Annotated in this window: 25 protein-coding genes and 1 tRNA gene; 15 read left to right on the plus strand and 11 right to left on the minus strand. The window is 46.2% G+C overall.

Annotation, left to right across the window (positions count from 1 at the left end; genetic code table 11):
- Window positions 1–206: 206 nt before the first annotated feature.
- The 3 genes from V6C93_RS30320 to V6C93_RS30330 form a co-directional block, all read right to left on the minus strand.
- A complete protein-coding gene (locus tag V6C93_RS30320; RefSeq protein WP_333480400.1) occupies window positions 207–1,706 on the minus strand; it encodes an ABC transporter substrate-binding protein in 1,500 nt (499 codons plus the stop codon).
- 648 nt (window positions 1,707–2,354) lie between these two features.
- The gene (locus V6C93_RS30325) at window positions 2,355–2,489 is read right to left on the minus strand and encodes a hypothetical protein (protein ID WP_333480401.1); all 135 of its coding nucleotides are present in this window, start codon (window positions 2,487–2,489) and stop codon (window positions 2,355–2,357) included.
- A 137-nt stretch (window positions 2,490–2,626) separates the two neighbouring features.
- Window positions 2,627–3,655 carry a hypothetical protein gene (locus tag V6C93_RS30330; RefSeq protein WP_333480402.1) on the minus strand — a complete coding sequence of 343 codons (1,029 nt, stop codon included), beginning with the start codon at window positions 3,653–3,655 and terminating at the stop codon, window positions 2,627–2,629.
- Between the two features lie 365 nt (window positions 3,656–4,020).
- On the opposite strand from V6C93_RS30330, the gene V6C93_RS30335 reads away from it, so the two are divergent.
- Window positions 4,021–4,362: a hypothetical protein gene (locus tag V6C93_RS30335; RefSeq protein ID WP_333480403.1), complete on the plus strand. Its 342-nt coding sequence runs from the start codon at window positions 4,021–4,023 to the stop codon at window positions 4,360–4,362.
- Between the two features lie 87 nt (window positions 4,363–4,449).
- Here the strand turns inward: V6C93_RS30335 and V6C93_RS30340 are convergent, their stop codons facing one another.
- On the minus strand, window positions 4,450–4,752 hold the full coding sequence (locus V6C93_RS30340; RefSeq protein WP_333480404.1) for a Dabb family protein: 303 nt from the start codon (window positions 4,750–4,752) through the stop codon (window positions 4,450–4,452).
- Window positions 4,753–5,298: 546 nt separating this feature from the next.
- On the opposite strand from V6C93_RS30340, the gene V6C93_RS30345 reads away from it, so the two are divergent.
- Together V6C93_RS30345 and V6C93_RS30350 are read left to right on the plus strand one after the other, a co-directional pair.
- On the plus strand, window positions 5,299–5,817 hold the full coding sequence (locus V6C93_RS30345) for a WbuC family cupin fold metalloprotein (RefSeq protein ID WP_333480405.1): 519 nt from the start codon (window positions 5,299–5,301) through the stop codon (window positions 5,815–5,817).
- 210 nt (window positions 5,818–6,027) lie between these two features.
- Window positions 6,028–7,101 carry an SDR family oxidoreductase gene (locus V6C93_RS30350; protein ID WP_333480406.1) on the plus strand — a complete coding sequence of 358 codons (1,074 nt, stop codon included), beginning with the start codon at window positions 6,028–6,030 and terminating at the stop codon, window positions 7,099–7,101.
- Between the two features lie 46 nt (window positions 7,102–7,147).
- Here the strand turns inward: V6C93_RS30350 and V6C93_RS30355 are convergent, their stop codons facing one another.
- Window positions 7,148–8,086: a serine hydrolase gene (locus V6C93_RS30355; protein ID WP_333480407.1), complete on the minus strand. Its 939-nt coding sequence runs from the start codon at window positions 8,084–8,086 to the stop codon at window positions 7,148–7,150.
- A gap of 104 nt (window positions 8,087–8,190) precedes the next feature.
- On the opposite strand from V6C93_RS30355, the gene V6C93_RS30360 reads away from it, so the two are divergent.
- Window positions 8,191–8,880: a C40 family peptidase gene (locus tag V6C93_RS30360; RefSeq protein ID WP_333480408.1), complete on the plus strand. Its 690-nt coding sequence runs from the start codon at window positions 8,191–8,193 to the stop codon at window positions 8,878–8,880.
- Window positions 8,881–8,934: 54 nt separating this feature from the next.
- A complete protein-coding gene (locus V6C93_RS30365; protein ID WP_333480409.1) occupies window positions 8,935–9,567 on the plus strand; it encodes a Uma2 family endonuclease in 633 nt (210 codons plus the stop codon).
- Window positions 9,568–9,593: 26 nt separating this feature from the next.
- Here V6C93_RS30365 and V6C93_RS30370 read toward each other — a convergent pair whose 3' ends face one another.
- The 4 genes from V6C93_RS30370 to V6C93_RS30385 are packed head-to-tail and all read right to left on the minus strand — an operon-like array spanning window position 9,594 to window position 10,667.
- Window positions 9,594–9,947, minus strand: coding sequence for a type II toxin-antitoxin system RelE/ParE family toxin (locus V6C93_RS30370; protein WP_333480410.1), 354 nt, complete (start codon window positions 9,945–9,947; stop codon window positions 9,594–9,596).
- A complete protein-coding gene (locus tag V6C93_RS30375; protein ID WP_333480411.1) occupies window positions 9,940–10,194 on the minus strand; it encodes a hypothetical protein in 255 nt (84 codons plus the stop codon). Before V6C93_RS30375 ends, V6C93_RS30370 begins: the two co-directional genes overlap by 8 nt.
- A 16-nt stretch (window positions 10,195–10,210) precedes the next feature.
- A complete protein-coding gene (locus V6C93_RS30380; protein ID WP_333480412.1) occupies window positions 10,211–10,414 on the minus strand; it encodes a hypothetical protein in 204 nt (67 codons plus the stop codon).
- 22 nt (window positions 10,415–10,436) lie between these two features.
- On the minus strand, window positions 10,437–10,667 hold the full coding sequence (locus tag V6C93_RS30385) for a helix-turn-helix transcriptional regulator (protein ID WP_333480413.1): 231 nt from the start codon (window positions 10,665–10,667) through the stop codon (window positions 10,437–10,439).
- A gap of 315 nt (window positions 10,668–10,982) precedes the next feature.
- Between V6C93_RS30385 and V6C93_RS30390 the strand changes: the two genes are divergently transcribed.
- From V6C93_RS30390 to V6C93_RS30415, 6 genes are all read left to right on the plus strand, one after another.
- A complete protein-coding gene (locus tag V6C93_RS30390) occupies window positions 10,983–11,270 on the plus strand; it encodes a hypothetical protein (protein ID WP_333480414.1) in 288 nt (95 codons plus the stop codon).
- Complete coding sequence (locus V6C93_RS30395) at window positions 11,267–11,521, plus strand: hypothetical protein (RefSeq protein WP_333480415.1); 255 nt, start codon at window positions 11,267–11,269, stop codon at window positions 11,519–11,521. The genes V6C93_RS30390 and V6C93_RS30395 overlap by 4 nt, the downstream gene beginning before the upstream one ends.
- Window positions 11,522–11,726: 205 nt before the next feature.
- A complete protein-coding gene (locus V6C93_RS30400; RefSeq protein WP_333480416.1) occupies window positions 11,727–12,080 on the plus strand; it encodes a hypothetical protein in 354 nt (117 codons plus the stop codon).
- 91 nt (window positions 12,081–12,171) lie between these two features.
- Window positions 12,172–13,203: a glycosyltransferase family 2 protein gene (locus V6C93_RS30405; protein WP_333480417.1), complete on the plus strand. Its 1,032-nt coding sequence runs from the start codon at window positions 12,172–12,174 to the stop codon at window positions 13,201–13,203.
- Between the two features lie 32 nt (window positions 13,204–13,235).
- On the plus strand, window positions 13,236–14,522 hold the full coding sequence (locus V6C93_RS30410) for an MFS transporter (protein WP_333480418.1): 1,287 nt from the start codon (window positions 13,236–13,238) through the stop codon (window positions 14,520–14,522).
- A 17-nt stretch (window positions 14,523–14,539) separates the two neighbouring features.
- Window positions 14,540–15,382 (plus strand): hypothetical protein, encoded by an 843-nt coding sequence (locus V6C93_RS30415; RefSeq protein WP_333480419.1) that lies wholly within the window; start codon window positions 14,540–14,542, stop codon window positions 15,380–15,382.
- Between the two features lie 465 nt (window positions 15,383–15,847).
- On the opposite strand, the gene V6C93_RS30420 is transcribed toward V6C93_RS30415, so the two are convergent.
- A tRNA-Arg gene (locus V6C93_RS30420) sits at window positions 15,848–15,921 on the minus strand.
- 73 nt (window positions 15,922–15,994) lie between these two features.
- Here V6C93_RS30420 and moaC point away from each other — a divergent pair.
- The 4 genes from moaC to V6C93_RS30440 all read left to right on the plus strand — a co-directional run bounded on the left by moaC (window position 15,995) and on the right by V6C93_RS30440 (window position 17,544).
- Window positions 15,995–16,504, plus strand: a complete 510-nt coding sequence (gene moaC / locus V6C93_RS30425; protein WP_333480420.1) for a cyclic pyranopterin monophosphate synthase MoaC — start codon at window positions 15,995–15,997, stop codon at window positions 16,502–16,504.
- Window positions 16,505–16,573: 69 nt separating this feature from the next.
- Complete coding sequence (locus V6C93_RS30430) at window positions 16,574–16,846, plus strand: 2TM domain-containing protein (protein WP_333480421.1); 273 nt, start codon at window positions 16,574–16,576, stop codon at window positions 16,844–16,846.
- A gap of 77 nt (window positions 16,847–16,923) precedes the next feature.
- Window positions 16,924–17,232, plus strand: coding sequence for a DUF3181 family protein (locus tag V6C93_RS30435; RefSeq protein ID WP_333480422.1), 309 nt, complete (start codon window positions 16,924–16,926; stop codon window positions 17,230–17,232).
- A 69-nt stretch (window positions 17,233–17,301) separates the two neighbouring features.
- Window positions 17,302–17,544, plus strand: a complete 243-nt coding sequence (locus tag V6C93_RS30440; RefSeq protein ID WP_333480423.1) for a hypothetical protein — start codon at window positions 17,302–17,304, stop codon at window positions 17,542–17,544.
- Here V6C93_RS30440 and V6C93_RS30445 read toward each other — a convergent pair.
- A complete protein-coding gene (locus V6C93_RS30445; RefSeq protein ID WP_333480424.1) occupies window positions 17,541–17,909 on the minus strand; it encodes a hypothetical protein in 369 nt (122 codons plus the stop codon). The genes V6C93_RS30440 and V6C93_RS30445 overlap by 4 nt on opposite strands.
- Between the last annotated feature and the right edge of the window lie 93 nt (window positions 17,910–18,002).

Raw genomic sequence — 18,002 nt, forward strand, 5'->3', positions numbered from 1 at the left:
GGAAATTGCTCGCTTTAAATTGCGACTTTTGAGCGGTGCCAGACTGACAACCGCTAATTTTGCCAGGGAGCGCTGCCTCAAAAATTTGCTACCCAGTGTACTGTACTTCTCTCCTTTTGCCTTTTGTGCTGCTTTTGAAGATACAGCCATTACAAACCTCTCATTTGAATCAATATAGTTCTATGGTTTCAATCGCTCCACTTCATTCATCGCGCAACCGCTAAATCTTTCGACTGCATATTTTTGGCATAAAGTTGCTGCAACTCTTGAAAGCTTGCAACCTTCACTCCAGTTTTACTAGCAAATGCTTGTGCATCTTTCTCTAGTAGGAACGCAGATACCTGGTCACCATTCTGAACATAGAAAGAATTTTGGGCGAATAATTTCCAACCTTTGTCGCGATCGTGCACGAAGGATACAGCCGCTGTCTTGCTCTCAGACTTGAGCTGTTGCAGCTTTGTCAGCATATTCTTGATTGAGGCAAAACTGAGAACTTTATCTTCTCCTTCTACCCAAATCTGAGCTGCTAGTTTTGGATCTTGAATCGATTCTTGAGTGAGTGCATCATTACCACGAACCAAATTATCCGCCGATTTAGCCACATCTTGTTCGCTAATGTTGCTCTCTTTGAGCGCTTGTTTCAGGTAACTGTCATCCGTCCAACTTGCCACATCATCTGGATTCACACTGGCATCCAATTTTCCAATCTGCTTCAACGTCGTCACGCTATTTTTGAGTGCAGTGATTTGGTAGGGCTGAATTCTCGGATCGAGCTTTTGAATACCCGATGGACCGAGGAACATATAAAAGATTTCTTTCTCAACCCCTGTCCACTTCTCCAACTTTGCAGAGAGGGCTTCTGGTTGTTCCCGGAAATGCTGATTCGCCTCCAGCATCGCCCTCAGATAAGCCACCACAATTTCGGGATTTTCCTTGGCAAAGTCCGATCGCACTACAACTCCGTGAAAGGTTGGAGTTTCCGTTTGCGCACCATCGTAAATCTTGCGAGCAAAGCCTCTAAAGGGAAACAACTCACCATAGGGCACAAAATCCGCATGAGCATCGATCTGACGGCTTCTCAGGCTCGTGCCACCTACTTCTGGTGATTGACTTACTAACGTCACTTCTTTCTGTGCATCAATGCCCTCATTCTTCAGCGCCCGCAGCAGCATTCCATGCGCGGAGGTACCGAAAGGAACTGAAATGCTTTTCCCCTTCAAATCTGCTAGTTTTTTGTAAGGTGTGTCGGTTGGAACAACAACCGCATTTCCAGCTCCATTAGGGCTGTAGGCAAGAGATGAGATTAAAACCGTTTTGACGCCATTGCCTTTTTTCTGAAACGTCGTCAGGTTGATCGTTGCCGGAAAGTCCGCCATGTTGCCGATATCAATTTGATTCGCCAACATTTTGTTTGTAATTGGTGGAGCTGATGTGGCGCTAGACCACTCAATTTTGTACTCAACATTTTGGTATTTCCCTGTTTTTGGCAGATACTTCTCCAGTAGCTTTTCTTCTCGGATGACTGCACCACCTGTCACGGTGTTAATGGTTTGATCTTGGGTACCGATCGCAATCCGAATCACTCTTTTGCCAGAGGAACCACCTGAAGTATTGGCAGAGGTGTTACCACAAGCGTTGGTAAAGGTTAAGGAAACAACTAGCAGAGAAAAAACAACACTCTTTAAAGACAATCGTTTGATATGCATACGGCTCCATCCCCGCATTGAATCTGCTGCCCCACTCGTTTCACTCAAATCACGTCGGAGCAGTAGCCAAATTTAATCTCCGGTTTGTCGCTCGGAATTTAACTGTTTTAAAAGGATGCCATAGTCAAACGCCGAAGACAAGACATAAACTTCGGTTTATCGATAGACTTTTCGTATTTATAGATAGATTTCTTGAATTGAAGTTGTCAAATTTGGAAACTCGCGATGGAGGGAAGCACCTTTTGATATGGTGGCTATGGCTTTCAACGCCTATTCGGGGGAAAAGTAACTGTCCGATGTAGCAAGTCGAGTGTTAGACCCGCAATCCACACACCAAGTCGGCTCCATAGACTGTCGCTTGCGCTACTGATAAGTAGATAAACTCAGATCTTGCACCAATCAGGAGAAACCCCTAAGCCGCAAATGATTGGTGTTAGAAAATGACACCGTAACCCCAAGTAGTGTCAGTATTCACAAAGCGACTTTCGGCATAGAGGCTTAAGACGAATGTCACTGACTTAAGGGAAAAGTGATCGTTGTTTGGGAAAAACCCAGATTGGGGGGGTTCCCCCCAAACCCCCCACTGGGGGACGGGGTGCCTCCCCCAGACCCCCTGCACAAGGGTTGGTTGGTGAGCTAGGAAAGTTCTTAAGTCAGTGCCATTCGGCTTAAGACATGGGTTTCTATCAGTTTGCGATAGCGAAGCGCTGCTGCGTTCGCCCTTGGCGTCTCCCCTTGGGAGAAGCGCAGATCGCTACATCGTTCATGGAGTAGGAGTTTCATCCGTTGGCTGCTATTTTTCTTTTCCTAGAGTGACAGAAGAGCGTTATTGAAACTCCCATATAGATTAAGCCCCCTAGAAGGAAGGATTTCCTCTAGGGGGCTGACCGTTACTTTAAGAACTGACGTTTCAACTCGGTTTAGAAACCAGAGAATTGATAACCAATGCCTAGTGCAATGCCAATAGATGTGGTGTCTCCAAAGAAACCCGCATTAACTGTCGCATTGCCAACAAAGTTCCTGGACAACGGGAAATCAGCGCCACCCGTAAGTAGGAAACCAATATCGTTGTTACTCTCTGTAGTGAAAGCAACACCCCCACCGAAAAAGGGAGCGAAGGGAACCGGTTGAAAGGGATCGGCAGACTCAAGGACGAGGTCGTAAGTGAGCGGGATCAGAAAATCGGTACTGTCTCCGATGATGACAGAAGGTCGAGCGGAGATATTTCGAGTCAAACCAATTTTACTGTTAATCACAAAGCCACCCTTCCCTATACCAGTGGCACCACTCAAACCCAGGTTGCCACCAATTCCGACGTAGCTCCGACCCCCACGAGTAGCTCGACCTGGCTCGATATTTTCCAGGCTTTGAGCCACAGTGGTGTTTGCCTGCTCAGAGGACATCTGTGGCTGAGAAGGAGCTTCTGGCTGCTCTGTGAGATAAGCGGCAGAGGTCGAGGATTGTCCTGGCATTGGGTTAGCTGTGCTGACACCAGTCGTTACCTCAGGAGCAGATTGCTGGTCATCACCCATTGCTACCGCTTGCCGTCTCTGAGCATCAGCTTGAGCAGGATTGAGGTTTGGAAGCTGAGCTTGTTGCTCCTGGGGTTGAGCCAATGTTTGTTCTGGAATTGGCGCGACAGAAGGATTCGTCGCGACTGGGTCAACAGTTGTGGCGGGTGTGGCAGCAGACTCAGCCGTTTGCAGTGGTGCATAAATCGGCGCAGACTGCTCTACTGGAGGAGTAGAATTAGCCGTCAGTGGATCAACAGTGGTCATGGCTGTCGCGGTGGGCGCATCGACTTGCATCGGTACAGCCGTCGCTGCGGAGCCCCCATAGGATGAATTAGTGCTAGGCGTTTCAGCTCTAGCAGACCCGGTACTGCTGACGACGGTTAACGCTGTCATACCGAGTAAGAAAGAAATGAGTTTAAAAGAGATACGGTTCACGGTCACCCCTCGACAATGATGTCAGAAACTGCAAGAAACTCAACTTATTCGTCAATTTTCTCGGATTATAGTCTTAGACAACTAAAATCCCTGAGGTCAATTTAAAAGATTCTGCGATTTAACGCTACATACTCTGGAAGAGACTTAACAAAACAATCTTCCATCTGTCGGAGGATTTTAGAATGCATCCTCAGACTGACCTGCACGACGGGTGATAGAGTCTCTGGCACAGAGGCTGAAGGATTGACACAAAACGTGAAAACCAAAAATACCGATTTTACTTTTTGAAAAGGTGGTATATAGACCTATTGTGATAAATAGTCATTTTCCTAAATCACGTTTGTCAAAGGATTTCTGCTTGAGTCATGAAATACAGCATCAGCACCTTTCTCTGGACAGCAGCATTTAACGAGTCGAACTTAGCGCTTCTGGCACAGTTGAAAGAACATGGCTGTGACGGCGTCGAGATCGCCCGTTTTGACTATAATGACTTTCCGGCGACGAAAATCCGCAGAGAATTGGAGAGAACTGAGCTGGAATGCACGATGTGTTTCGGTCTGAGCGGAGAATATAGTTTGATTGACGATGATAGTCGTGTCCGCCAAAAGACCCTCAGACGCATCTGGCGGAACCTTGCCTCGACGCCGGAGGCGATCGCCTATGAAGGATTGGCATTCCTCAAACAGCACGCTAAAGGTTGTGTCTGAGAACAGGTGTGGAGGTATTAGTAAGTAGGGTCTGTGTGTGACGGATGAAAATGGTTTACCTGTTTGATTTGTCCATCCAGGCAACCACTACGCTTCAAAATCAAATGCGATCGCACTTTCGAGCAATTCAAAAAATACAGCTTTGACCCGTTCGTGTTCGGGATGGGGCACAAAGGCATCACGAGCTTCTACACTCTCGAATGTCATCAGAAATCCATGAGTGTAACCTTGGTTCAGTTCCTCTGGACTGGAGTATGACCCCCCGGAAAAATAGGTAATACCCGGAATTAATTGCTGAAGTTTTGCCTGTAGGCCGAACACCTGATTAATTTGTTCGCGTGTGACCTGTGGCTTGAACTTGAGCAAAACCATATGTTGAATCTGAGGCATGGGTTGCGTTTCTTAATTTTTGTTTAGGCAGAACACTGGCGATCGCACAACAAGAACGCTCACCTAATGTGCAACCTCAATCTTATAATTTTGTCGTTTCTTGCAGAACCACAATCGAGTTCATAGAATCTACAAAATCTACGAAGGTTTTTTGGGGTTTTCATATATGAAAATTTTTCCTTGACAAAGCTTTACTTTACAGAGAGAATAAATTTATCTTGTAAAATAAATCGCAAAAAACCCAAATAAAATAAAAGGGAAATTAACCAAATTGCTGTATTTCAGAAATAGTGAAAACCCTGGTCAGGTAATTTGGGGAAGTGTTTTATTTATCTCTTCAATACACTCTTAAGCCTTCTTTAAAATTGTTAAGTTGCTTGACATATGATAACGGCTAATACATGAGGCTTTGAAAGTTAAGGTACAGCCATTAAGGGAATACTAATTTATCCTAGGTATCAACCCTAGAAAAACGAGGGTTTCAGTTGGCTGTTTATAGAGTGATCATCTTCATTTTTGAAGAATTTAGTCATTAGGAATTCTTGCATGGAATCATTACCGATCAAGCGGCTTACCCAAGAATTATTGGAAAAAGTAGCAGAGCAATCGAGCAAAAATCATCGCCAACGTCAGAACTATAATTTCCATCATCACTCAGAAAAAGTTGAAAGATTTGTTAATGTCCTCCAACCTGGTACTTACGTCCGTCCCCATCGACACATCCGCCCACCGGAAATCAATGGCTTTGAGTTTTTCTTGGTTATCCAGGGTGCAATGGGACTCATTTTCATGGATGAAACAGGTCAAATTATTCACCAAGAATTAGTGAGTGCCAATGGCTCAACCCTTGGAATCGAAGTCCCTGAAGGAACTTATCATACGGCAGTAGCGTTGGCTCCTAATACTGTGACACTGGAAGTCAAAGAAGGGCCATACGACCCAAACACTGATAAAGAGTTTATGGAAATATTTCCTGTAGAAGGAACTCCGGAGTCTAAGCGTTTAGTTGAAACTTGGCAGAGCTACTTTGTTCCATCTAGAGAAGTCTCAGGTGTGATGAACTAGCAAGACACTATTCAATTTTTCCAATCGAAAAACACAAAAATCAACAATCTCTTTATTTTTAAAATCAGGAATTACGCAACGGCACCATTTATAGGATTAGGGTAAATATGTAACCCTAACACCCCCTAAAAATAGAGGCTTTGCATAATTTTTAAGATTCTAGAGTAAAGAGTATTTTTTGACGTCAATTAATCAGTTTTGTGACAATCCATGAAAATTTTGATAACTGGAACTGAAGGGTATATTGGCTCCTTATTAGCTCCAATTCTGATGCAACGCGGACATGAAGTCATTGGACTAGATACAGGATTTTATAAAGTAGGTTGGTTGTACAATGCTACAGAATTAACCGCTAAAACCCTCAACAAAGATTTGCGGCATATTACAGCAGAAGATTTAGAAGGAATCGAAGCCATCGTGCACATGGCAGAACTTTCTAATGACCCTACTGGACAATTGGCTCCCAGTATCACCTACGATATCAACTACAAAGGCTCGGTTCGTCTTGCCCAACTGGCTAAGGCAATGAATATCTGTCGCTTTGTTTATATGTCTTCGTGCAGTGTTTATGGCATTGCGAGTCAGGAGAACTTCTCGACAGAAGAAACCCCTGTCAATCCACAAACAGCTTATGCCAAATGTAAAGCCTTGGTTGAGCAAGATGTCAAACCGTTAGCTGATGATAGTTTTTCTCCAACTTTTTTGCGGAATGCTTCTGCTTTCGGCGCTTCTCCTAGAATGCGTTTTGATATCGTCTTAAATAATTTAGCCGGAATGGCTTGGACAACTCAACAACTCAAGATCATGAGTGATGGGAGTCCTTGGCGTCCGTTAGTTCACGTCCTTGATATTTGTAATGCTATTGTTTGCACGCTTGAAGCGCCCAGAGACATCGTTCACAACCAAGTCTTTAACGTTGGTGATACCACTCTCAACTACACAATCAAAGAGATTGCTGAGATGATTGCCACGGTGTTCAACGAGTGTAAGCTGAGTTTTGGAGCGCGAGGTACAGACAACCGCAGCTATCGAGTTTCTTTTGAGAAAATTAATCATAAATTGCCTGGATTCAAATGCGAGTGGAATGCTCAACAAGGTACCCAACAATTGTTTGATTTGTTCAATAAAATCGATCTGACTGAAGATATTTTTCGGTTTAGAGGATTCACGCGGTTAACACAATTGGAGTATCTCATTCGGACTCAACAAATTGACTCAGAATTATTCTGGAAGCCACATTCTGCTCTTTCAACTCTAAGCCATACCTTAAGTTACGCCGCTTAAAAACCTGTAGAGTGCGTCGCGACGCACCCTACTAGATGATTCCTCATTAGGCTAATTTATTCACAGCGGCGATAACCTGGTGGGAAACAAAGGGAAGAATGGCTCGATTTTTGCTATGAGTTTTACCTTCGGTAAAGACTATTAGCAGGTAGGGACGTAGGGAGGGAATCTCAATGTAGGCGGCGTCGTGGCGTACTTGAGAAGTCCAACCCGCTTTAGACCAAAGTTGAGCGTCTTGGGGAAGGGGTTCACCCAAGAATCCTGTAATCTGATTTTCCTCATCCTGCCCTAAGTCAGCAGGGTTGAGGTTACGTTGCATTAAACTCATCATGGCTTGCGATCGCACAGAAGAAACCGCCACTCCCCCGATAATGCTGTGCAATAGCCGCGCCGTAGCCTCAGTCGTCAGCATATTGCGATTTTCCATCATTTCTCCCAAAAACGCCCGCTCCCGCCCATAGGGGCCATCTCCCCAGGTTTTTTGGTTCACATTGATGGATTCCAGTTCTTGCCAGCCTAAAGACTGAAAGTAACGATTGACGATGTTGCGCTGGAACTTCCAGGTTTCAAAGGGACCATTGGGTAACTCCGGGCCGCTGGTGGTGCCGCTTAAGATATCAACGACTAAGCTTGTGGCATCATTGCTGGAATCGACTATCATGTCCCGCATCGCTCTGTCCAACTCAGCCGAGGGGGGAATCATGCTACTTTCCAACCATTCCGCGATCGCAACCAAGTAGAAGAGTTTTACCACACTGGCTGGGTAAATTCGCTCCACACCTCGATAGCTAAAACCCCGGACTTGGTGTTTCCAGAATTCCTCTGCTGAAAGGGCACCCCCCGTATTGACAGGCACGGGTGGGTCGTAGACAATCCAAGTCAGCGCAATTTGATTGCGGGCAAGTCCTGGAAACTCAGCCCAAGTGGCTTCAAGGATTTCGGTACCGAGTTTTTCTAGTGGTTCGTCTTTCCGGAAAAATGTCATTAGTGGCAGTTGAGTGATTAGAAATGGTGTTTAGACTTTGGAATTTTGCTGTTTAAGGTTAAAGTCTTTCCCAGATTACTGCTTATCTATCACGAATAACTCAAATGACTCATGACTCCTCGTATCAAGCTGATGAGTACCGCTGCCTTGTCAATCTAAACCTGTATGATTCTCCTCGCTGCCAGGGTTTGGCAACGCAGGCCGCTGTAGGGCGTCACTTGCAGATTTTGCCAAAAAATTCTGTTGAGGAGGCGTTGGAGGTGCGTTTGTGTGAAGATGGCTATGGTGCTTGGTTGCCCGTGCAGGAGTTTGCTGGACTGGAGCCAGCGGAAACGAGGTATCGTGCGATCGCTCTTTCCCTAGAGCAAATTCAAGAACGTATTCCCGCTATTATTGCCTTTACAAAAGCGGCGATGCAGCAACCCAATTACTACCTCTGGGGCGGTACGGTAGGGCCAAACTACGATTGTTCCGGACTGATGCAAGCGGCATTTGCGGCATCGGGAATTTGGCTACCCAGAGACTCCTATCAGCAAGCCGATTTTACCCAAGAGATTGAGTTTAAAGAACTACGTACAGGGGATTTGGTTTTCTTCGCCAAAGCTGAGAAAGTGAACCATGTGGGATTACATTTAGGTGATGGGTATTACATCCATAGTTCCGGTCAACAAACAGGACGCAATGGGATTGCCGTTGACCAACTCTCGGAAGATGGGGATGAGATAGGGCGATCGTATTTTCGGCAGTTTGTTAAGGCGGGGAGAGTGGTTGCTAGTTATCAGAACAGGGATTAGATTTTTCTTGTTCTTCTTTCTATTTTTCGTCAGGTATCAACGGAGGAACTACCGATGAGCGTTACCATTCCCATTCGTGCCATTGAACTGACTCCGGGTAGCATGATTAGCATTCATAACCTTTCTTGGCAGGATTTTGAACAACTTCTTGCTGAACTGGGAGAACAGCGCAACACCCGCATCGCTTACTACCTAGGAACGCTAGAAATTATGTCTCCTCTGGCATTACATGAAAGACCCCATCGCATCATTGGTGATATTGTCAAAGCTATCTTGGATGCCCAAGAGCGGGACTGGGAAGATTTTGGTTCAACTACTTTGAAGCAACCCGAAATTGCGGGAGTTGAACCTGATACTTGCCTTTACATCCAGAATGCCAGTTGTGTTCGAGGCTGTACCGATATGGATTTGGCAGTTTATCCACCCCCCGATCTTGCCATTGAGTCTGATGTCACCTCAAAGACTACTTTGGATGCCTATGAAAGTTTGCGGGTTCCGGAAGTGTGGATTTATCGGAATCGCCAACTCAAGATTTACCTCCTTCACAATGGTGACTACGCTGAATCATCTGTCAGCTTTATCTTTCCCAAGCTGCCTATCACCGAAATGATTCCGCAACTGGTGCAAAAAGCGATTGATGAGGGAACTAGTCGGATGCTGCGCGAACTGAAAATACAGATGCGTTGATTAAAGCACTATAGAGGTCTAAGTATTTAGGTTTCTTCCATTACTTCTTCAATCGCCGCTTCGATGTCTTCCGTAGCCACATCTGCTTGATCGGACTTGGCGTAAATCAACAGTAACGAAACACACTGCGGCGACAACAACTGATAAATCAAGCGATACCCGCCACTTTTTCCACTGGGAATATCGCTATTTTTTGCCCGCACCTTGAAAACGATGTAGTTTGTCCCAGCAATGCGAACACCAACAAAATTTCCAGCCTGAAGCTGAACAATGATGGGCTGAATATCCTTCTGAATCTGACGATAACGCTTAGAGAGGGATTTCAGCCGACGCTTAAACGGCAGCGTAAATCGAACCTCAATCGTCGAATCTTCAGACATCAATTCCATCCCATAATTCAGAGATAGGGAATGTTTGTCCTGCTTTTACTTGGCGAAGGGAATCTTTCAAATCTGCCAGAATTTGCTCGTTAGGTTCCGCTTCATCCACTTGCTCAAGCTGGTCTGAAAGAGCCTGCCACGATTTCAGAATCTCTTCCCAAACCTCTAGAGGTACTAATACGCTTATCGTTTTACCCTGAGCATTGGTGACATATTGCACTAGTTCACGAACGTCCGCGAGCGTCATTTCGCTATCCCTACCGCTACTCCGAATATGATAGCAACCCCAATTGATAAGCTGATGGGTTAAAAATCGCTCTTGTCAATCTCCCAAACTGGTGGTTGTCCGGTTGTGCAGTGCGAAATATGGTTTGGCGATAGCGAAGCAGTGTTCCATCAACCCAGTGATTAGAGGTAAAGCGATCGCCTTCAAGTTGTAGCATGTTGCAGCCGATCGCTCGCCACATTCATTGCCCTGTTGAAGAGTCCCTACTTCTGAGGGCGCTGACTCGTCGCCTCCAGTAGCTCCTCAAACGTACATTGCAGAATATCCATCAGACGCTGAGTTTCAGAAATGGTTAAATGAGGCTCACCTATCCCTCGCTCCCATTCGCTAACCGTTTTGTTGGTGATACCTAAGCCATCTGCAACCTGACGCTGAGTTAGCCCAGCCCGTTTTCGCAATTTCGCTAACGTTAGTTGATCTTTCTCCTCGGACATCCTAAGATAATAAACATAAATGTTTAAACATAAACCAGAGGGAGCGGACGTAAAAAGGGTGTACAAATCGTAAAGCCAACTTCTGGCTGAAAATTGGTTGCCCTTGAGATGTCTGCCTTTCTCTTGTGTTTCATATCACGAAACGGTCATCCAACCTGCTTACTAGCTCTTGGATGTTCACAGATTCGCTTGCCTGATTGCTGTTTTTCCTGACCTCTGAATCAGTGTCATACCCAACAGCAAAAAATGCGATCGCCCCTGCGTGTAATTTCGCCTCGGCTGATCGCTGCTAAATCTACTACTAATAGATTACCAATGAAAAAATCAAAAGCGACGGAAGCATTCCGAGTCGCCACAGAGATTGCTGCCATCAAAGCAGCACTCCACAAACGCGGCTACCGACTTCGCAAACAACCCAAACAGCCAGTCTGGAAAGTTATCATCACCCCCGAACTTTTCTACAAACTCACCTACCAGCCCGATCCCATCAGCGCTTGGGTACTCCACCCGCAAAACAACAACACCCGACGCCACACAATCGAAACCATCATTCAAAACACCCTAAAAAAGCAACCCAAAAACCAGATTAGGAGGGCGTCATGACTTACTTACAACGGCTCAATCCCTGGTGCATTATTCGCCCCTTCCCCAATATGCGTACCCTCATCGTCGGACGCTTTCGCCGTCGAGTAGACGCGGAGGGACATCTGCGAATCCTCAAGCAAATGATACCCAGCGTTCCCTTTGAAGTTGTTTTTGACGTAATGCCAGATGAGCTAGATACTGACGTGCAACAGTCCCCGAAGCCCCCTCAATCCCCTTTATTAAGGCTACCGTCTACAGACATCTCCTGATTTAGTTAAACTCACTGCATTTCGCCCCCCTAACCCCCCAATAAAAAAAGGCTTCGTCCTTACTCCTCTCCCCTCTTAGGGGAGAACGAGAGGGGTGGGGGGAACCGGAGTTCAAAGTCCCCCAGAATTGGGGGATTTAGGGGGCAAATGCTGGGGAGGGGTTCTTCCAAGATTCAGCACAGACAGCACCGACTCCATAACAACCATGAACATCCTGCGCGATCGCCTCAACCCCGAAACCTTTGTTATTACCCGCCAACAACTTGCCAAATATCTCAAAATCGACCCAAGCCGAGTTTGGCGCTGGGAAAAATGGAAGCATGTCCTTTGGGTGCATATCCAATGCATGGGCGGCTACTTCATTAGCTATCGCCAGTTAGAACAATGGGTAGCCGCTTGCTGCACCTTAATTCGTGCCTGCCGCGAAGCGAAAGTACTGAAGCTCGTTTGGTCAGCCATTGAACGAGAAGTAGATCGATACACAAAAGAAGCATTCAACCGACTTTCAGAAATTCACGCACAACAACAAGCCTATTTGCGTCGTCACCTATCTAGATAACTTTTTCTTTTCCACGTCAGTCATTTGTAATAGAGTCTGTAAAATCAGACCGTCACTCACTTAAACCCTGGCGCGAATTCTCATATAAAGTATGAACCCTTCATTATTATCTCAAAGCACTCAAGTACCCAGAGATTCTGCCTTCAAGCCTCTCCCTGATGTCTCCGTAGTTGTGCCCATTTACAATGAGGTGGAGAGTTTGCCTCACCTGATTGAGGCGATCGCATCCACACTGAACCCCACAGGCATGAACTACGAACTCATCTGTGTGGATGATGGCTCTAAAGATGGCTCAGCTGAACTGCTTAAACAACTAGCCCTCACCCGTCCTCATTTACGTGCTGTCATTCTACGTCGCAACTACGGTCAAACCGCAGCAATGGCAGCCGGGTTTAAACATGCACGAGGTCGCACCATTGTTACCTTAGATGGTGACCTACAAAATGACCCCGCTGACATTCCCATGCTCATTGCCAAGCTAGACGAAGGCTATGACTTAGTCACCGGCTGGCGCAAAAATCGCCAGGATGCAGCCTTAACTCGATTACTACCGTCCAAAATTGCCAACTGGCTGATTCGACAAATTACTGGGGTACACGTTCATGACTACGGCTGTTCTCTCAAAGCCTACCGTGCAGAACTCATCGCCGATATGAACCTCTACGGTGAGTTGCATCGATTTTTACCCGCCTTGGCGTTTATCGAAGGAGCCAGAATTACAGAGTTACCTGTGCGTCATCATGCCCGCCGCCACGGTAGCAGTAAATATGGATTAGGGCGTACCTTCCGGGTGGTACTGGATTTATTTACGATTTATTTCATGAAAAAATTTCTGACGCGACCCATGCATGTTTTTGGGTTATTAGGAATTATTTCAACCGCCTCAGGGATCGGATTAGGCGTATATCTGACCATTCTTAAGCTGGGTTTTGGTCAAAACATCGGCAATCGACCTTTACTTATCTTGGCAGTCGTCTTGCTTTTAACCGGTATCCAACTGTTTTGTTTTGGTCTGTTGGGTGAGCTATTAATGCGAACTTATCACGAATCTCAAGGAAGACCAATCTATCGGGTGAGGGAAGTGGTCGAGTCTAATGTTACAGAATATAAAGAGGGAGATTAAACCCGCTTGAACTTTGCGGGAAAACCGGGTGAGTGAAGATTTTTAGTAGGCTTGAACCGCAATCACAAAGAAACCTATTCCTTTTATTTGTTGCTGGTCTTCTGTTTTGGGCAAGTTTGGCTTGTTTACTGCCGACACTACCCTTATATGTGGAAGATGTAGGCGGCACCAAGCAACAAATTGGTGTGGTGATCGGTGCATTTGCGATCGGGCTACTGCTGTTTCGTCCGTGGTTGGGCAAGTTATCCGATCGCCGCAGTCGCAAGCTAGTGCTGCTAATTGGCTATGGGGTAGTCGCCCTCGCGCCTATAGGGTACTTATTTGCCAAATCAATTCCTCTGCTGTTGTTGATTCGCATCTTTCATGGCATTAGTATTGCAGCCTATACAACCAGCAGTAGTGCTCTCGTCGTAGACTTGTCGCCAGTGGACAAGCGGGGTGAGGTGATTGGCTACATGAGTTTAACCAATCCCATTGGGATGGCGATCGGGCCTGCTATGGGCAGCTTTCTCCAAGAGCAAGCAGGGTATACGCCTTTATTTCTATTCTCATTCGCGATGGGATTGCTTGGTTTATTCGTGGCGTTCCAAGTTCAAGAACCTCGCATTATCCCGTCGTCTGTAAGGGAAGTTACAACGGGTGACTCGACTAACCCCTTGTCCGTGAAGCCGGACAGCGATAAATTCTGGCAATTACTCGGCAGTCCTCGCCTCCGAATTCCTACCTTGGTTATGTTACTGACCGGCTTAGTCTTTGGGGTAATAGCGACGTTTGTGGCGTTGTATATCCGAGAAGCCAATGTTGATTTGAATGCGGGATGGTTTTATACCGCCGCCGCCATGTCCAGTTTTTGCTGTCGCTTTTTCACTGGACGGGCAAGCGATCGCTATGGTCGAGGATTATTTATTACAGCGAGTTTTGTCTTCTATAGTCTGTCAATGCTGCTACTTTCCCAGGCGCAGAGTTCGGTTTCCTTTTTGCTGGCTGGTTTTTTAGAAGGGATTGCCAGTGGAACCTTGATTCCCGCCATGATTGCCCTGATTTCTGACCGTTCTCATCCCCATGAACGTGGACGAGTTTTTTCCCTATGCCTTGGGGGACTTGATCTGGGAATTGCGATCGCAGGGCCAGTTTTTGGGACGTTTGCCCAACAGTTGGGCTATCAAGGCATCTTTTCGATCTCGTTTGGTTTTACTTTGCTGGCTTTCATCATCTTCCTTACCCAGAATAGTAAGGATTTACGCCATTCTCTCCGATTTGCTACGGGTCGGGAGCGGGATATCTATGCTTTGTCTCCTGTTGGCTTAAATACACATTAAGGGATGGACAATGGGTAATGCGTGACTACATACTTTACCACGCTGGTTGCTATGACGGCTTTGGCGGTGCCTATGTTGCTTGGAAATGCTTTGGGAACAAGGCTCACTACCTTCCTGTTAGGCATGGAAACCCACCACCCGAAATACCAGAGAACTCCCAGGTTTACATTATTGATTTTTGCTATGCCAAACAGATTCTGCTGGAAATGCTAAAACGGCACCGCGTTACTGTTCTAGATCATCACAGAAGTGAACAGCTACCACTGGAGGAACTCCGGGAGGAGGCAATTCGGTCAATGGCTGACAATCGAGACATGGGTTTTCGAGTCGAGTTCGATCTAAATCGCTCTGGGGCAATGCTCGCCTGGAATCACTTTTATCCGGAGGAACCTGCACCAGAACTCATCCACTACATCCAAGATCGAGATTTACAGCGTTTTAGTCTTCCTGATAGTCAGGAGGTATTTTATGCTCTTTGTGGCTACCCGATGGATTTTGAGGTGTGGGATACTCTGAGCGTTGAACAGCTGCGAGTCGAGGGTAAGGCGATCGCAGGATTCGCCACACAGACGGTTAATTTGATGTGCACCACGGCTGTCACTTGGCTGGATATAGCTGGCTACCGAATCCCTGCTGTCAATGCATCCTGTTTATTTTTGGAAGTCAAAGCCAAGCTTTGTGAACTGTATCCAGAAGCGCCCTTTGTGGCTTACTACTTTGATCGAAGCGATGGTAAAAGACAGTGGGGATTGCGTTCTGTCGGTGAGTTCGATGTGAGTGAAGTAGCTCGCCAACTAGGCGGCGGGGGTCACAAAAATGATGCAGGTTTTACAGTAAGCTTAGGACTTGTCCAACAATAACTCCGTCTGGAATCACAAATCCGTTATGCCTAGACAATGACAGCGACGAGTCAGGATGTGTTCTGAGTGGTAGATACCGAATTAGGAGGCGATCGTTGTGAATGATTCCCGCAAAATCACTTACCAAATACAGCATTTTTTAAATTAGACCTCTTGCATAAATCCTGGAATGCCCCCTAAATCCCCCAATTCTGGGGGACTTTGAGATTCCGGTTCCCCCCACCCAAAAGAGTTCTCCCCTTTTACGGGAGAGGAGTAAGGACGAAGCATTTTATTCATGGGGGGTTAGGGGGGCAAAAATTGAATGAGAGCAAGAGACATTCATGAGCATCTGCTCACACTCCAGGATGAAAGGAGACTTTCAAAACAGGTCTATTGATCGAGACAAGTCTGTTGAGCGAAAGATAATCAAGTTAATCGACAAAAAAAGAAAGGCAGAAGATTTGATTCTTCTGCCTTTTTGAACGGGCTAGGAGGGATTCGAACCCCCGACACCGTGGTCCGTAGCCACGTGCTCTAGTCCACTGAGCTACAAGCCCTCGATTGAGTAACTTTTTTCATTCACTCACCGATTACTGATAGTATCACACCTAAACCAAATGCAGCAAGCAAATGCAGCAAGAAAATTTTTCAACTCAACCCCTGACCCATTTAGATACTCAGGGTCAAGCCCAGATGGTCGATGTTTCCGGCAAGGTGTCAACCCGACGGCAAGCGATCGCAGCCGCCCAAGTGCGAATGCAAACCACCACCTTTGAGGCCATTGAAGCGGGAAACGCCCCCAAGGGGGATGTACTGGGAACAGCAAGGCTGGCTGGAATTATGGCAGCCAAACAAACCTCCCAACTGATTCCCCTGTGTCATCCCTTGCCACTTTCCCAAGTGCAAGTACAAATAACGCCCGACCCCCAGTTACCGGGATACCAAATTCAAGCCTCCGTGACGACCAAAGCGGAAACCGGCGTGGAAATGGAAGCGCTGACAGCGGTTTCAGTCGCCGCCCTTACCCTGTATGACATGGCGAAAGCCCTGGAAAAATCCATCCAGATTGAAGCGATTCGCCTCTTGAGTAAAACAGGGGGCAAGTCAGGCGACTACATCCTTCAGGAAGATGACAGCTAAGGACGTAGAATTAAGCTAGTTGTTAGGACTGATTCCTAACTCCTGACTCCTCACTCCTGACGACTATCTATGCCTCCTCGCTGGCCTCGCAAACCCGATCGCAATGACCCAGACTTTCGCCGCCTAGATGACCGAATGAACTTCGCTGTCCATGTGGCAATTTTTGCAGCCTTTAACTCTGGGATTTGGTTTTTCAGAACCCTGTATCATACCGACTGGCCTTGGGCCTACTGGGTTACCGGACTTTGGGCATTGATTGTGGTGGGACATGCCCTTTATATCTTTGCGATCGCAAATTATTCCCCCCTGCCTGCCAAACCGACTCCCCCAAAATCATCCTAAGGTTCAACCAACCTCACCAAACGCCACAGTAGTATTGATCACACAGGCATCGACTCCAGTAGAAACGGTTAATTTTTATGGCTAAAACTAACACCTCAGAAGCGATCGAAGCCCTCGCAGCCGAGATTGGCGAAAACATTTACATTGATATTTCCAAGTGGCACCTTTATTTAAGGGAAGCCCATCTGCATACCACGGTGGCAGAACGAGTCTATCCCCTGCTAACCAATAACAGGCTCGATGAAAGCCAAGTCATCAAAATTCTGGAAGATATCCCCGTCCAGTTGGGGGGAGGTAAACGGCAAGTTGCTTTAATCGACCTACTGCCCAAAAGCTGCCAGGTGAACCTGATGGATTTACTTGAAGAGTATCAGCGGAATCTCTAACATTAGGAATTGGGAATTGGAATTTTGACCTCTTGTTCCATTTCCCATTCCCCATTACTTAAACGCTCCATGCGTCAAGATATTAACGAATTCTTGAGTAAAGGGCGAACTGTTTTATACTCAAAGTACAGAAGACTTGGCGTAGAATTTCCCTCTAAACAGACCAATTTCAGTGCCTTGTCTCACGGAACGGAAAGCACTTATGGTATTTTTGATAAAAATTATTGCCTGATCAGTGTCTTTCATGGGGAAAAATTGCACGTTACAGAAAGTACACCCAAAGACACCCTTGAGTCGATCAGAGAAAATTAGCCTAACTCTCTAAGCACCCTTTCTCCCCACCACGCATTTTCCCACCGGGGCATATTTTTTGGGCAAGTCACTAAAACGGTTTGAGACTCCAGCAAATACTCTTCCAAACTAGCGAGCTCATCGGCTAGCTGCTCATCCAATATTTCATCCTGATTGAACAATTGGGCGAGCTCATCGGCTAGCTGCTCGTCATCAAACCAATTTTTATCACCCATGACCATACCTTGACTCTCTGAAGACCAATCCTGAAACACTATAAAATTAGCTTTAGCTGACAAGTATTTTTTTGTCTGTAAAAGTTTTTGTTCTAGCAGTTCACTAGAAGTTTCCGATTCAGAACAGTTGCTGGAATCAAAGAGTGGCATGGCTTTAAGTGGGATGGGTTTACTGTTTCACTCTACAACTTTTGTTCCTAGCTCTGCCTTGGAATAGGTCATCAAAACAGGTGATATTCAAAC

Source organism: Allocoleopsis sp. (assembly GCF_036703385.1).
In the GTDB taxonomy this organism is placed as follows: domain Bacteria; phylum Cyanobacteriota; class Cyanobacteriia; order Cyanobacteriales; family Coleofasciculaceae; genus Allocoleopsis.